The organism is Pseudarthrobacter quantipunctorum (assembly GCF_045291495.1).
GTDB classification, from domain to species: Bacteria; Actinomycetota; Actinomycetes; order Actinomycetales; family Micrococcaceae; genus Arthrobacter; species Arthrobacter quantipunctorum.
On sequence record NZ_CP148033.1, the window covers coordinates 1186645 to 1201498 of the forward strand.

11 protein-coding genes are annotated in these 14854 nt (G+C 67.2%); 10 read left to right on the forward strand and 1 reads right to left on the reverse strand.

From position 1 onward, the window contains the following. Positions 1-2 precede the first annotated feature (2 nt). From WHH00_RS05480 to WHH00_RS05510, 7 genes are all read left to right on the forward strand, one after another. Complete coding sequence (locus WHH00_RS05480; protein WP_406637176.1) at positions 3-1526, forward strand: ATP-dependent DNA ligase; 1524 nt, start codon at positions 3-5, stop codon at positions 1524-1526. A 105-nt stretch (positions 1527-1631) separates the two neighbouring features. Next, complete coding sequence (locus WHH00_RS05485) at positions 1632-3275, forward strand: LuxR C-terminal-related transcriptional regulator (RefSeq protein WP_406637178.1); 1644 nt, start codon at positions 1632-1634, stop codon at positions 3273-3275. 91 nt (positions 3276-3366) lie between these two features. Further along, positions 3367-3744, forward strand: coding sequence for a hypothetical protein (locus WHH00_RS05490; RefSeq protein WP_406637180.1), 378 nt, complete (start codon positions 3367-3369; stop codon positions 3742-3744). Then, the gene (locus WHH00_RS05495) at positions 3741-4847 is read left to right on the forward strand and encodes a flavin-containing monooxygenase (protein WP_406637182.1); all 1107 of its coding nucleotides are present in this window, start codon (positions 3741-3743) and stop codon (positions 4845-4847) included. The genes WHH00_RS05490 and WHH00_RS05495 overlap by 4 nt, the downstream gene beginning before the upstream one ends. A 103-nt stretch (positions 4848-4950) precedes the next feature. After that, positions 4951-7059: an acyltransferase family protein gene (locus tag WHH00_RS05500; protein WP_406637184.1), complete on the forward strand. Its 2109-nt coding sequence runs from the start codon at positions 4951-4953 to the stop codon at positions 7057-7059. A gap of 230 nt (positions 7060-7289) precedes the next feature. Further along, entirely contained in the window at positions 7290-8801 is a 1512-nt protein-coding gene (guaB, locus tag WHH00_RS05505; RefSeq protein WP_406637186.1) for an IMP dehydrogenase, read from the forward strand. Between the two features lie 131 nt (positions 8802-8932). Then, the gene (locus WHH00_RS05510) at positions 8933-10663 is read left to right on the forward strand and encodes an ABC transporter ATP-binding protein (RefSeq protein WP_406637188.1); all 1731 of its coding nucleotides are present in this window, start codon (positions 8933-8935) and stop codon (positions 10661-10663) included. Here WHH00_RS05510 and WHH00_RS05515 read toward each other — a convergent pair. Beyond that, on the reverse strand, positions 10660-11265 hold the full coding sequence (locus WHH00_RS05515; protein WP_406637190.1) for a hypothetical protein: 606 nt from the start codon (positions 11263-11265) through the stop codon (positions 10660-10662). The two genes, WHH00_RS05510 and WHH00_RS05515, sit on opposite strands and share 4 nt — an antisense overlap. A 49-nt stretch (positions 11266-11314) precedes the next feature. On the opposite strand from WHH00_RS05515, the gene WHH00_RS05520 reads away from it, so the two are divergent. The 3 genes from WHH00_RS05520 (at position 11315) to WHH00_RS05530 (ending at position 14841) form a co-directional block, all read left to right on the forward strand. Next, positions 11315-12451, forward strand: a complete 1137-nt coding sequence (locus tag WHH00_RS05520) for a GuaB3 family IMP dehydrogenase-related protein (protein WP_066277663.1) — start codon at positions 11315-11317, stop codon at positions 12449-12451. A 120-nt stretch (positions 12452-12571) separates the two neighbouring features. Next, a complete protein-coding gene (locus WHH00_RS05525; protein WP_406637192.1) occupies positions 12572-14311 on the forward strand; it encodes a glycerol-3-phosphate dehydrogenase/oxidase in 1740 nt (579 codons plus the stop codon). Positions 14312-14352: 41 nt separating this feature from the next. Further along, on the forward strand, positions 14353-14841 hold the full coding sequence (locus WHH00_RS05530) for a PTS sugar transporter subunit IIA (protein WP_066277659.1): 489 nt from the start codon (positions 14353-14355) through the stop codon (positions 14839-14841). Positions 14842-14854: the final 13 nt, after the last annotated feature.

A 14854-nucleotide genomic window follows, 5' to 3' on the forward strand; every position in this document is an offset into this window, starting at 1 on the left:
CCATGCTGCTCGACGAGCTCGTGAAAACTACGGATACGGTTGCAGCCACGCGCTCCCGGCTCGCGAAGGTGGACGCGTTGGCGGACCTGCTGCGGCGGCTGGAGCCAGCGGAAATCGCGACGGCGGTGGGCTTGCTGACCGCCAGGCCGCGCCAGGGCCGGGTGGGGGTGGGCTGGCGCGGCATGTCTGCAGCCATGGGGGAGCCTGCCCGGGAACCGAGCCTCACCCTTGCCGACCTCGACGCGGCTTTGGACCGGCTGCTCGCCACCGCGGGGGCCGGGTCGGCGGCGGAGCGCGCCGCAACACTCCGGACGCTCACGGCGGCAGCTACGGAAAGGGAGCAGGCCTTCATCTCCGGCGTGCTGCTGGGGGAGCTGCGCACCGGTGCGCTTGAGGGTGTGCTGACGGACGCCGTTGCCCGTGCCTCGGACCGGCCCGTCGCCGCCGTACGGCGCGCGGCCATGCTCTCCGGCGACCTCGGCGAAACCGCCCTGCTGGCCATCACGGGCACGGCAGCGCAGCTGGACGCCGTCGGCCTCGTCGTCGGCCGCCCCGTGCAGCCGATGCTCGCTTCCACGGCGGCCAGCGCCGGCGCCGCCCTGGAGGTTACCGGCGAGGCGTCCGTGGAATACAAGCTCGACGGCGCCCGCATCCAGGTGCACCGCGCCGGCGACGAGGTGCGCATCTACACACGCACCCTGGCCGAGGTGACCCACCGCCTGCCCGAGGTGGTGGAGGTGGTGCGCGCACTGCCGGTGCGGGATGTGATCCTTGACGGCGAGACCCTGGCCCTCGATGAGGACGGCGGCCCCCGGCCGTTCCAGGAGACCATGTCCCGGTTCGGCGCGGACGCGGCGCGCACCACCCTGCTGCATCCCTGGTTCTTCGACGTGCTGCACATCGACGGCCGCGACCTCCTGGACGAACCGCTGTCCACGCGCATCGGCGTGCTTGAGGGCATCGCCCCGGACCACCGGATTCCCGGCCAGATCACGGCAGACCCAAGCGTTGCCGAAAGGGTCTCCCGCGATGCGCTCGCCGCCGGCCACGAGGGCGTGGTGGTGAAGGCGGTGGGATCGGCCTACGCCGCCGGCCGGCGCGGCTCCAACTGGATCAAGGTGAAGCCCGTGCTTACCTACGACCTGGTGGTCCTAGCCTGCGAATGGGGCTCGGGACGGCGCACCGGGCTGCTCTCCAACCTGCATCTTGGCGCATTGGACCGGCAGGGGGAGTTCGGTGAACCCGGCGGCTACGTCATGGTGGGCAAAACCTTCAAGGGCCTCACCGACGCGCTGCTGCAGTGGCAGACCGAACGTTTCCAGGAGCTCGAGGTGCGGCGCACGGCGGGCACCGTCTGGGTGGAGCCCGTGACCGTCGTCGAGATCGCGATTGACGGCGTGCAGCAGTCCCCGCGGTATCCCGGCGGGATCGCGCTCCGCTTCGCCCGGGTCAAGCGCTACCGCGATGACAAGCCCGCTGGGGAAGCGGACACTATCCAGACCCTCCGCGCGCTGCTTCGCCCGTAGGTTGTGCCGGTTCGAGGGCGGGCGTAGCGTGACGCTTAAGTACCTCAGCGTCCAGTGCACGGCCCCATCGGGGCGGCCGGACGGGTGGTGCCCGAGGAGGCCGGAGTGTCAACTGAAACGGGCATTGACGAAGGGCGGTCAGCGTTCCGGGAACATCGCTGGACTGACGCTTCCAGGAGCTACGCGGACGCGGACAGGCGCGGCGGACTCCCCGCAGCCGACCTTGAGCGTCTGGCAACGGCCGAAATCCTGACCGGCGACACCACAACGGGCCTGGACACGCTCACCCGCGCGCACGAGGAATACCTGATTGTCGGCGACATCACCGGCGCGATGCGGTGCGCGGTGTGGCTTGGCATGCACCTGCTGAACCTTGGCGAAACCGCCCGGAGCTCAGGCTGGTTTGCGCGGGGTAAAGCGTTGGTGGATGAGCTTGATGAACCGGGTCCGGTGGCGGGCTTGCTGCTGTTCCCCGTCGCGCTGGGCAAACTCTACGGCGGGGACGCCGCAGGCGCCCTGCAGCTTTTCACTGAAGCGGGCTCTTTTGCGCGGACCTTCCAGGACAGGGACCTGATGGCGCTGGCCCTTCTGGGAACCGGACAAGCAACGCTGATGCTGGGGCACACGGATGATGGCCTGGGAAAGTTTGATGAAGTCATGGTGGCGGTAACAGCGGGGGAGCTGTCACCGGTCCCTTCGGGAATCATCTATTGTGCGGTGATTGGCAACTGCCACCTGGTGTTTGACCTGGAGAGGGCGCTGCAGTGGACAGTGGCGCTGGACCGCTGGTGCCTTGCCCGGCCCGACATGGTGGCCTTCAGCGGTCAATGCCAGTCCCACCGTGCCGAGCTCTTCCGGCTGCACGGCGCATGGGCCGAAGCGCGCAAGGCCGCTGCCGTGGCTCAAGGCCTTGCCGCCAGGGGCGATCCCCAAGCGCTTTATGGCGGTTTCTACCAGCAGGGCGAAGTGGAGCGCCTCGCCGGGAAGCTGGACACCGCGGAGGAATGCTACCGGCAGGCCGCACGAAGTGGGTGGGAGCCGCAGCCTGGCCTTGCACTCCTCTTGCTGGCCCGCAAACAGGCGCGGCAGGCACAGTCAATGATCCGCCGGGCGGCCGGGATTGCCGATGCTGCCACCCGCTGCCACCTGCTGCCGGCGCTGGTGGACATCGAACTGGCTGCGGGCGATCCCAAGGCCGCGCGGCAGGCTGCCGACGAGCTGGGAATCATTGCCAGGGAGCAGCCTAAAGCCATGCTCCAAGCTCTGGCCGGCCAGGCTGACGGCGCTGTCCGGATCGCCGAAGGTGATGCCGCCGGCGCCTCGCAATCCCTGCGGCAGGCGTGGAGGATCTGGCAGAAGCTGGGCGTTCCGTACGAGGCAGCCCGCTGCCGGGCGCTGATCGGGCGTACATGCCGCGACCTCGGGGACGAGCCTTCGGCGCTGATGGACTTCGAAGCTGCCCATGCGGAATTCCTGGACCTGGGGGCAGCGCCCGCCGCAGCCTGGGCAGCGTCCTTGATGCGGGCCGACGCCGGCGAAGCGGCAGGCGCCGCGGGACCATTGACCCCCAGGGAAACTGAAGTGCTCCGGCTGGTGGCTTCAGGAAGAGGGAACCGCGCCATCGCGGCGGAGCTCTACCTTAGTGAAAAGACCGTGGCACGCCACATCAGCAATATCTTTCTTAAGCTCGGCCTGTCCTCCAGGGCGGCCGCCACCAGCTACGCCTATGAGCACGGGCTCGCCGGATAGACCGCCTGCAGATAAATACCCACGACCCGTCTTGAGCGGTTACATCATTCGGCCGACGCGGAGGGGAGGGCCGCGCCCGTAGCCTCAAAACATGAACCTTCCAGTGCTCGCCGGAACCGTGTCGACAGTGCTCTTCGCCGTCGGTATGCTCCCGATGCTTCTGAAGGCTGCACACACCAAGGACCTTGCGTCGTACAGCCTGGGCAACCTGGTGCTGAGCAACGTGGCCAACGCGGTGCACTCGATCTACGTTTTCAACCTTCCTGCAGGTCCCATTTGGGTCCTCCACCTGGCCTACGTCCTGGCGTCCGCCCTGATGCTGGCATGGTGGCTGCGCTACAGGGGAACTGGACACGCAACAGCAGCCAGCACCGCAGAGGCCACGACCACAGCAGGAGATGCGACAGCCGGCAGCCCCGCGGGAGGGTTCAGCCCGAATCCACTTGCTATAAAAGGAGCACGGTCATGAGCAACAACAATGCGGCCGGCACGCTGGACACCATCATTATCGGCGGCGGGCAGGCCGGGCTGGCCCTGGGCTATTTCATGAAAGGCCAGAAACGGCAGTTCCTGATTCTGGATGCATGCCAAAGGACAGGTGATTCCTGGCGGCAGCGGTGGGATTCGCTCCGGGTGTTCACTCCCGCCAAGTACGACGGACTGCCGGGCGCACCCTTCCCGGGGGACCGCCTGTCCTTTCCCACCAAGGATGAAGTGGCGGATTACCTCGAATGGTATGCCGCCAAATTTGAACTGTCCGTGAGCCACGGCATCCGCGTGGAGCGCCTCTGGCGGGAAGGAGGCCACTACGTGGCCACCGCCAACGGCCACCGGTGGGAAGCGTGCAACGTTGTGGTGGCAACAGGCTCCACCCAGACGCCCGAGGTGCCAGGCTTTGCGGCTGAACTGGCCCCGTCAGTACAGCAATTGCATTCCAGCCAGTACCGGAACCCGCAGCAGCTCCAGGAAGGTCCGGTCCTGGTTGTGGGGCTGGGGAACTCGGGGGCGGAGATCGGCCTCGAAGTTTCCAGGACCCGGCCGGCGCTGGTGGCCGGCAAGCCCACAGGCGAGATCCCGGTGAAGCACGGCAAAGCCGCTGCCCGCTACGCGTTCCCGGTGGTGCGCTTCCTCGGCCTGCACGTACTTTCGCTTGGTTCACCGATCGGCCGCAAGGTGGCGCCGGCGATGAAGGCGCACGCCGAACCTCTGATCAGGACGAAGACGAAGGACCTCGTGGCCGCCGGCGTTCACGTCGTGCCGAGGGTCGCAGGGGTGGCCGGCGGGATGCCTCTGCTGGCGGACGGGACCCGCCTCGAGGTCTCCAACGTGGTCTGGTGCACCGGATTCCGGGAGGACTTCGGCTGGATCGACCCGGCCCTGCTCGACGGCGGCGCGATGCCCCGGCAGTGGCGCGGTGTGGCGCTGGATTCGGCAGGTCTGTTCTTCCTGGGGCAGCGTTTCCTGTACGCGGAGGTATCGGACACCCTTCCAGGCCTCGGCCGCGACGCGCGTTACCTGGCGGCTAAAATTCCGGCCCCGGCCGTACCCGGGCCTGCCGTGGCCGCCGCCTGAGCCAAGCCGCTTTCCCGTCCGGGCGGCGCTTCTTTCGGCGCCCTTACAGCGCAGTGATGCACGTTACCTTTCCCGGAAAATCCCCCATGCCTCGGTAGAATTGATGTTTTGCCCGCCGCTGGAAGGTCTTTTTGTGTCGATAGCGAGAACCGCGGCTGTGTCCCGCCCGGTGCCCGAAGCAGCCGCCAAAAGCCGGAAACCGACCTTCCGGCCGGAGGTCCAGGGGCTCCGCGCGCTCGCCGTGCTCATGGTTGTGGCGTACCACGTGTGGCTGGGCCGGGTGTCCGGGGGAGTGGACATCTTCTTGCTGATCTCCGCGTTCCTACTGACCCTTTCCTTCGTCCGGAAAGCCGAGGCAGGGCGGCCCTTCGGCCTGCTGGCGCACTGGCTGCACCTGTTCAAGCGGCTGCTGCCCGCCGCCGTCGTGGTCATCCTTGGGGTCCTCGCCGGGACGTGGCTGATCCTGCCGCAAAGCCGCTGGCCGCAGGTGCTGGACCAGGCCTGGGCGTCACTGCTGTACAGCCAGAACTGGCTGCTCGCCGACACAGCCGTTGACTACTACGCCCAGGACCACGCCGGAGCCAGCCCGCTCCAGCACTTCTGGTCGCTGTCCATCCAGGGACAGGTGTTCATCCTGTGGCCCCTTATCTTTGCGGGCGCCGCCGTTCTGCTGGTGCTGCTGCGCAGGATCCCCGCGCTCAACGGGGTCAGCTACCGCGGCCTGCTGGCACTTGTCTTCGGCACGGTCTTCGCCGTCTCGCTCGCCTATTCCGTGGAGCAGACCGCCGGCAACCAGGCGTACGCCTACTTCGACACCAGGACCCGGCTCTGGGAGTTCGCGCTGGGCTCGCTGCTGGCGCTGGTCCTGCCCTACCTCAAGCCGGGCCGGGCACTCCGGGTGGTGCTGGGCTGGGCCGGCCTGGCAGGGATGGTCTCCTGCGGCCTGCTGCTCACGGTGGACCGTTCGTTCCCCGGCTTCGTGGCGCTGTGGCCCACGCTGGCGGCCGCCGCCATCATCGTCGCGGGACAATCCGGCAGCCGTTTCGGCGTGGACAGGCTCCTCAGCAGCAAGCCCCTGGTGGCGCTCGGAGACAATTCCTATGCCCTGTACGTCTGGCACTGGCCGGTCCTGGTATTCGCCCTGGCGGCCACCGGCGTAGAGGCACCCAACCTGGCCCAGGGCCTGGGGATCGTCGGCGCCTCCATCGTGCTTGCCGTCCTCACCACGCGCTTCGTTGAAAAGCCCCTGCGTGACTGGCACTGGCCGCAGCGGCGGGCCTGGCGCACCGCCGTCGTTATTGCCGCCTGCGGCGCGCTCCTTGCCGGGCCCGTGGCCATCTGGCAGACCACGCTCACCGCAGAGGAAAGCGCGACGGCGGCGCAGCCGCGGGAGCTCACGCCGGGGGCCGCTGCGCTCAGCCCGGAGAACGCCCCGGTGCCGGCCCCGGATGCCAGGATCATCCCCGGCCCCTCGGCGCTGGACAACGACTGGGCCGGAATCCACGCGCCCTGCACCGGTGCCAACGCCACCAGCAACCCCATCCTCGAAGGGTGCCGGCAGGAGGTTCCGGAGGGTGAGGTGACCAAGCGCATTGTGGTCCTGGGGGACTCCCACTCCCAGCAGTACCTGGGTGCGCTGGCGCCGATTGCCGCCGAGCGCGGCTGGGAACTGGTGACGCTGCTGATGCCGGCGTGCCGCTTCGGGGCGGAGTCGGCAGAACGGAATGCTGAATGCAACGCCTACAACCAGGCCAGCGCCGCCTACGTCCTGGAGCACCAGCCCGACGCAGTGTTCACGGTGGCGTCACTGACCCATGAGGAAGCCCCGTTCGAAACCGAGGTCCCGGGGTACCTGGAGGGGGTCCGGCCGTTTGCGGACGCCGGGATCGAGATTATCGGCATCCGGGACAACCCCCGCTTTACGTTCAACATGCCTGAATGCATCCAGCGCAACGGCCCGGACGCTCCGGAATGCAGTGTGTCCCTGGCGGAGTCCCTGGTGGAACCATCCCCGCTGGAAAGCTACCGGGGCAAGCTGGACGGCCTGCACCTGATGGACCTCAGCGACTTCATCTGCGCGCGGGGCACATGTCCCGGTGTGGTGGGCAACGTGTACGTCTACAAGGACGACAACCACCTCACGCGGACCTACGTGGAAAGCATGATCCCCATGTTCGAACAGCGGCTGCTGGCCGCCACCAGCTGGAGCTGACAGCCTCGAAGCATTCACCGCCCTGTGGGCGTGCGGTTGCTCACATTGCACGCGTGGAATAGGGGGATCGGCGCTGAGGTTCTAATATTTACTCAATACTTTCCGGCCTCCGGGTCCCCGCCTGCCGCGGCGGTCCTGGAACATCTCCTGCACAGGCCAGTCCCGTAATGACGGGCTGGTCATCGGCTGCAACCCCTACCCGTCCAGCAACCAAGGTAAGAGGCGCACTCATGACCGAGCCCGAACACAACCCCTTTGGCTTCATCGGCCTGACCTACGACGACGTCCTGCTCCTGCCTGGACACACCGAGGTCATCCCGTCCAAGGCTGACACGTCCTCACGGATTTCCAAGCGTATTTCGGTGCACACACCGCTGCTGTCCGCGGCTATGGACACCGTCACCGAATCACGGATGGCCATCGCCATGGCACGCCAGGGCGGCCTGGGCGTCATCCACCGCAACCTGTCCATCCAGGACCAGGCGGACCAGGTGGACCGGGTCAAGCGCAGCGAGTCCGGAATGATCACCAACCCGCTGACCATCGGCCCGCAGGCCACGCTTGCTGAGCTGGATGAGATCTGCTCGCAGTACCGCGTCTCCGGCCTGCCCGTGGTGGACGAGGACATGCGCCTGCTCGGCATCGTTACCAACCGCGACACCCGCTTCGTCCCCGAGTCGGACTTCCCGCTGCGGCTGGTCAGCGACGTGATGACCAAGATGCCCCTGGTCACAGGCCATGTGGGGATCAGCCGTGAGGAGGCCTCGCACAAGCTGGCCACCAACAAGATCGAAAAGCTCCCCCTGGTGGACGAGCAGGGCCGGCTCAAGGGCCTGATCACCACCAAGGACTTCACCAAGGCTGAGCAGTACCCGCTGGCCACCAAGGACGACGAAGGCCGCCTCCGCGTGGGCGCCGCCATCGGCTTCTTCGGGGACGGCTGGGAGCGTGCAATGGCTCTGGTCGACGCCGGCGTCGACGCCCTGTTCGTGGACACCGCCAACGGCCATTCGCAGGGCGTGCTGGATATGATCCGCCGCCTCAAATCCGATCCCGTGGCCGCACACGTGGACGTCATCGGCGGCCAGGCCGCCACCCGCGAAGGCGCCCAGGCGCTGATCGACGCCGGTGCCGACGGCATCAAGGTGGGCGTAGGGCCGGGCTCCATCTGCACCACCCGTGTGGTGGCCGGTGTGGGCGTCCCGCAGATCACCGCCATCTACGAATCCGCCAAGGCAGCCATCCCCGCCGGTGTTCCCCTGATTGCCGACGGCGGCCTCCAGTACTCCGGCGACATTGGCAAGGCGCTCGTGGCGGGTGCCGACACCGTGATGCTCGGCTCCCTGCTGGCCGGCTGCGACGAATCCCCGGGTGAGCTGATTTTCGTCAACGGCAAGCAGTTCAAGTCCTACCGCGGCATGGGCTCCCTGGGGGCCATGCAGTCCCGCGGCAAGAACACGTCCTATTCGAAGGACCGCTACTTCCAGGCCGACGTCTCCGGCGATGACAAGCTCATCCCCGAAGGCATCGAGGGCCGGGTGGCCTACCGCGGTCCGCTGTCCTCAGTGGCATACCAGCTGGTGGGCGGCCTGCGCCAGACCATGTTCTACACCGGAGCGCCCACCGTGGCTGAGCTGAAGGCGCGCGGCAAGTTCGTCCGCATCACCCCGGCCGGCCTGAAGGAATCGCACCCGCACGATATCCAGATGACCGTCGAGGCGCCGAACTACGGTTCCCGCTGACAACGCATCCTGAAGGGGTTAGCACCCCTGCGAAGGGCCAGCCGCCGCGGCGGCTGGCCCTTCGTCCGTATGCCCGGGCGGTAGCCCAGGTCCTGCGGGTCAGTTTCCGCGCATCGCCGGGCGCCGTGGTCATGAAGGTGCTCGGATCGCTGATCTCCGCGGTTCTTCCGCTGGTCACCACCTACTTCGCCGCCCTGACAACCACCGCGCTGGCCGCCGCCTATGCCGGTGACGCCGGGGCCGGCCAGCGTGCGATCGTCTACGTCATCATCACCGCCGCCCTTGGCCTTTTCTGGGGCGCCTTCAGCAGCGTGGACCGCTACATCCAGCAGCTGATGAGCTTCAAGGTGGGAGCCATCGTGGGGGACCAGATGTACGAGCGGTTCCTGGCCCTTGAATTCTGGCGGTACGACGACAAAGAAACCGTGGATCTCTACGACCGCGCCAAGCGGTTCTCCGACTCCTACGCCCGGGTGCTTGACCGGATAGCCGCCATCTTCACGCAGCTGGTGTCCGTCATCCTGGCCGTGGGGGCGCTGCTGCTGGTCAGCTGGTGGATCGCCGTGATCGTCTTGGTGGCCATCGTCCCCAGCGTCTACCTGCAGTTCAAGCTGTCCCGGGAGCAGATTGCCCACTGGAACACGCAGGTGGATTCCCGCCGCCAGCGCAGGATGATCGAAATCAACCTCCTCCGGCCGCAGCACATCGCCGAGATGCGGCTCTATGGAATCGTGGGCTTCCTGATGGACCTCCGCTCCCGGCTGCGGAATGCGGACGAGCGCCGGCGCCTGGACTACCAGCGGCGCTACATCCCCAAGCAGCTTGCCGCCGATGCGCTCCAGTATGGCGCTGAAGTGGTATCCCTGATCTGGGTGGTGGGGCAGATCATCGCCCGCGCGCAGCCGGTGGGCCAGTTCCTCTACGTGCAGCAGATCGTCAGCAGGGCGCTGTCCACGGCGAACGGCCTGGTGTCCTCCCTCAGCTCCATTGACGAGGACCTGGCCAACCTCAAGGACTATGAGCTGTTCATGGCCATGCCCGTGCACTCGGAGCACGCCCCGCCGCTGCTCCAACCACCGAAGACCGTGGAGCTGAAGGACATCCGCTACACCTACACGGGCAGCGACATCGAGGTGATCCGCGGGATCAGCCTGACCATCCGCGACGGCCAGCACATCGCCATCGTGGGGGAGAACGGCGCCGGAAAGTCCACGCTGATCAGAATCCTGGCCGGGCTCTACCGCCCGGATTCCGGGCAGGTGCTGCTCGACGGCGTTGACCTCGCCGCCGTCGACGTCACCTCATGGCACCGGCACCTTGCGGTCCTGAGCCAGGAGTTCCTCAAGTACGAGTTCGCCACGGCCGCGGAGAACATCTACTTCGGCGACGTCGACTCGCCCCGCGATGACGCCCGCATCCGCACGGCGGCAGCGGATGCGGAGGCCCTGGACTTCATCAACAAACTCCCCAACGGCCTGGACAACCACGTCAGCAACTGGATGGAGGACCCGCGCGGGCGGAAGGGCAGCGGACTCTCCGGCGGACAGTGGCAGCGCCTCGCCATGGCCCGCAACTTCTACCGGGACGCCTCGTTCATGGTGATGGACGAGCCAACCTCCGCCATTGACGCCCTGGCCGAGCACCGGATCTTCACCCGCCTCTTCGCGGACCGCAGCAGCACCATCATCGCCATCAGCCACCGGCTCGCCACCATCGAGAAGGCAGACATCGTGTACATGCTGGAGGATGGCAGGATCGTGGAGCAGGGCACGCACAAGGAGCTCGTCGCCCTTCGCGGCCGCTACTTCAGGATGTTCGAATCCCAGCTCACGGGAGCAACCCCGGAAGCCGGAGGGGCCTAGGACTCCGCCACCGTAGTGCGGACCCGCGCAATGCCCGGCCGCGGCGGGACGCTGCTGAACCCGAACGTGACGGCAGGGCGGACAGGTGCCAGCGCGCCGGCGTCAACGCCGTCCCAGCTCACGACGGCGGATGTGATGTTGTGCAGGTCGCTCACCCCGTAGTACTCCCGCCGGCCGCTGCCCGCGGTGCCGGAGGTCCGGGACCCGTTGCTCAGGATCCCGGCAACCGGGCTGATGGCGTGCAGCCACCCGGGGTGCACGGCGAGGCGCCGGGGGACTGCCCGCAGCATCCTGCCCAGGAGGGCCCGCCCGCCGAGGCGGGCGCTGATCGCCAGCGGACCGGCGTTGACCTCCAGCGTGCCGTGGCCCAGGCGCGCCGACAGGTCAACTTCCGTAACGTCGTCGAAGGTGTACGTGGCGGCGATAAAGTCGGCCACCTCCGGGCTGGGGGCCAGAAGCTGCCGGTGCCCGGAGGGGTGCTGGACCATGACATCGGCAAAGGGCCCGAACGGCGACTCCTGCCAGATGCCCACCACGGCGCGAAGGCCTGAGGCTGTGCCGATGCCGGCAATGTGGCCGTCAAATACCCACCGTGAACCCATAGGGCCACTGTAGCCAAACACACCACAGCTGCTGGGATAACCTAGAGCAGTGACTTACGAGATCGAGATCGGCCGTGGCAAGCGTGGGCGTCGTGCCTACTCCCTGGATGACATTGCAATCGTCCCTAACCGTCGTACCCGCGACCCCAAGGACGTCTCCGTCTCCTGGCAGATTGACGCCTACAAGTTCGACATGCCCGTCATTGCAGCGCCCATGGACTCAGCCATGTCCCCGCAGACAGCTATCGCGCTGGGCCGGCTCGGCGGCCTCGGCGTGCTGGACCTCGAAGGCCTGTGGACCCGGTACGAGGACCCGCAGCCCATCCTGGACGAAATCGGCGCCCTGGAGGATGAAACCAACAGCCCGGCCGTGACCGGACGGATGCAGGAGCTGTACAAGGCCCCCATCCAGCCTGAGCTGATCACCTCCCGCCTGGCCGAGATCCGAGAGGCCGGAGTGACGGTGGCAGGGTCGCTGACCCCGCAGCGCACCCAGGAGCACTACAAGACCGTGGTGGCCGCCGGCGTCGACATCTTTGTCATCCGCGGCACCACCGTGTCCGCCGAGCACGTCTCCAAGGACCACGAACCGCTGAACCTCAAGCAGTTCATCTACGAACTGGACGTCCCCGTCATCGTGGGCGGTGCGGCCGGCTACACGCCCGCGCTGCACCTCATGCGCACCGGCGCCGCCGGCGTGCTGGTGGGCTTCGGAGGGGGTGCCACCACCACCACCCGCCGCGCATTGGGCATCCATTCGCCCATGGCGTCCGCAATTTCCGACGTCGCCGCCGCCCGCCGCGACTACATGGACGAGTCCGGCGGCCGGTACGTGCATGTCATTGCCGACGGCGGCATGGGCACCTCGGGCGACATCGTCAAGGCGATCGCAATGGGGGCCGACGCCGTTATGCTCGGCAGTGCACTGGCACGGGCCGAAGAGGCGCCGGGCAAGGGATGGCACTGGGGCCAGGAAGCCCACCACCTCGAGCTTCCCCGCGGAGACCGCGCCAACGTGGGCACCGTGGGACCGCTGGAGGAAGTCCTGTTCGGCCCGGGCCACCACACCAACGGAACCTCCAACCTCATTGGTGCGCTGCGCCGCTCCATGGCGACCACCGGCTACTCGGACCTGAAGGAATTCCAGCGGGTCGACGTCGTGGTTTCCCCGTACTCCGGGAACTGACGCACTCCCCCCGGAACCGGGAGGGCTGCGGCGGTATCCCGCCGCTGCCCTCCTGCCCAAGCGTGCCGCAAGCAAGTAGGGTGGTTTTACTACCGGCACTTGAGGCACTGGAGGCGTTCAATGAAGAATTTTCCTGTTAACGGCGGGGCCCTCGGCCCGGAAGCCAGGGAAGCATCCATCCAAGGGCTGCGGGGCACGGCGGACCCCGGCCAGGAACTGGACATCCTCATCGTTGGCGGCGGCATCGTCGGCACCGGGGCAGCCCTGGACGCTGTCACCCGCGGCCTCAGCGTCGGCATCGTCGAAGCGAACGACTGGGCTGCCGGCACGTCCTCCCGGTCCTCGAAGCTCATCCACGGCGGCCTCCGGTACCTGGAGATGCTCGATTTCGGCCTGGTGAAGGAGGCGCTGCAGGAGCGGGGGCTGCTGCTCTCCGAACTGGCGCCGCACCTGGCCAGGCCCGTGCCCTTCCTGTATCCGCTGACCAAGCCCTTCATCGAGCGCCCCTATGTGGGAGCCGGCATCGCACTTTATGACGCCATGTCCGTCTCCAGCGGGCACAGCAGGGGAGTGCCGTTCCACAAGCACCTCAGCCGCCGGGGCACCCTGCGCGCTGCCCCCAGCCTTAAGAACGATGCGTTCGTGGGCTCCATCCGGTACTACGACGGCCAGGTGGATGACGCGAAGTACTGCGCCAACCTGGTCCGTACCGCCGCCTACTACGGCGCCCACGCCGTCAACCAGATGAAGGTTGTGGACTTCCTCCGCGAAGGCGAGCGGGTGGTGGGGGCCAAGGTGGTCAACCACGAGGACGGGACGCAGTTCAACATCCGCGCCAAGCAGGTCATCAACGCCACCGGCGTGTGGACGGACGAAACCCAGGCCATGGTGACCGATCGCGGCCAGTTGAAGGTCCGTGCCTCCAAGGGCATCCACCTGGTGGTGCCGCGGGACCGTTTCCAGTCCACTGTTGGCCTGATCCTGCGCACCGAAAAGTCGGTGCTGTTCGTCATTCCGTGGGGCCGGCACTGGATTATCGGCACCACGGACACCGACTGGAACCTGGACAAAGCCCATCCGGCTGCCTCCAGCAAGGACATCGACTACATCCTGGAACACGTCAACAAGGTCCTCAAGCGTCCGCTGACCCGCGAGGACGTCGAAGGCGTCTACGCCGGCCTGCGTCCGCTGCTGGCCGGGGAAAACGACTCCACCGCCAAACTGTCCCGCGAACACGTGGTGGCCCACCCCGTTCCGGGCCTTGTGGTGGTGGCCGGCGGCAAGTGGACCACTTACCGGGTCATGGCCAAGGACGCGGTGGATGAAGCCACCCGCACCATGGACGAGCGGGTTCCGCCCAGCTGCACGGAGACGATCCCCCTGCTTGGCGCACAGGGTTACAGGGCGGCGTGGAACCGCCGCAACCGTACCGCTGAGGAGTCCGGGGTGCATGTTGCCCGGATTGAGCACCTGCTGAACCGCTACGGATCCATGACCTCCGAGGTGCTGTCCATCATCGGGGAGAATCCAGCCCTCGCTGAGCCCCTGCCGGGCGCCGACGATTACCTCCAGGCGGAGGCCGTCTACGCCGCAACCCATGAGGGCGCCCGCCACGTCCATGACGTGCTGACGCGAAGGACACGGATTTCCATCGAGGCCTGGGACCGCGGAGTGTCCGCCGTGCCTGTTGTCGCTAAACTAATGGGTGACGTCCTTGGCTGGAGTGACGCCCAGCGTGAAAACGAGGTGCGGCACTACATTGCACGGGTGGAGGCCGAACGCCTCAGCCAGCAACAGCCGGACGACGAATCCGCAGACGCCGCCCGCCTGGGCGTGGAAGACATCGTGCCCCTGCGCTGAGGGATTCACGGCACCAGCAACGCTGACTGAAGGGATACGCCTTGGCGGAACCACTTGACCGGTACGACGCCGAGCTCACCACGCCGGACATGGTGATCTTGGAGCTGGAGGCTAAGGACAAGGCCGACGCCGCCACCCAGCTTGCCAAGCGGTTGCACGCCGCCGGGCGGATTTCGGACCTGGACGGGTTCCTTAAGCATGTGAACGCCCGGGAACACCAGCTCGCTACGGGACTGCCGGGCGGCATCGGCCTGCCGCACGCCCGCAGCGAGTTTGTCTCCCGCACCTCCATCGCCGTCGGGATTACCAAGTACGGGCACGCCCTCGATTTCGGCGCCGCCGATGGTCCGGCCACGGTGATCCTGCTGATTGCCACCCCGGCGAGCTCCTTCTCCGACCACCTTGAGGTCCTCGCCACGCTGGCCCGGTCCCTGTCCAAGGAGTCGTTCCGGGAGTCGCTGCGCCGGGCCTATGATCCCGATATGATCGCCGAGCTCATCAACTCCAGCCTGGTGTTCTTCGATCACTGACCGGACCGCAGCC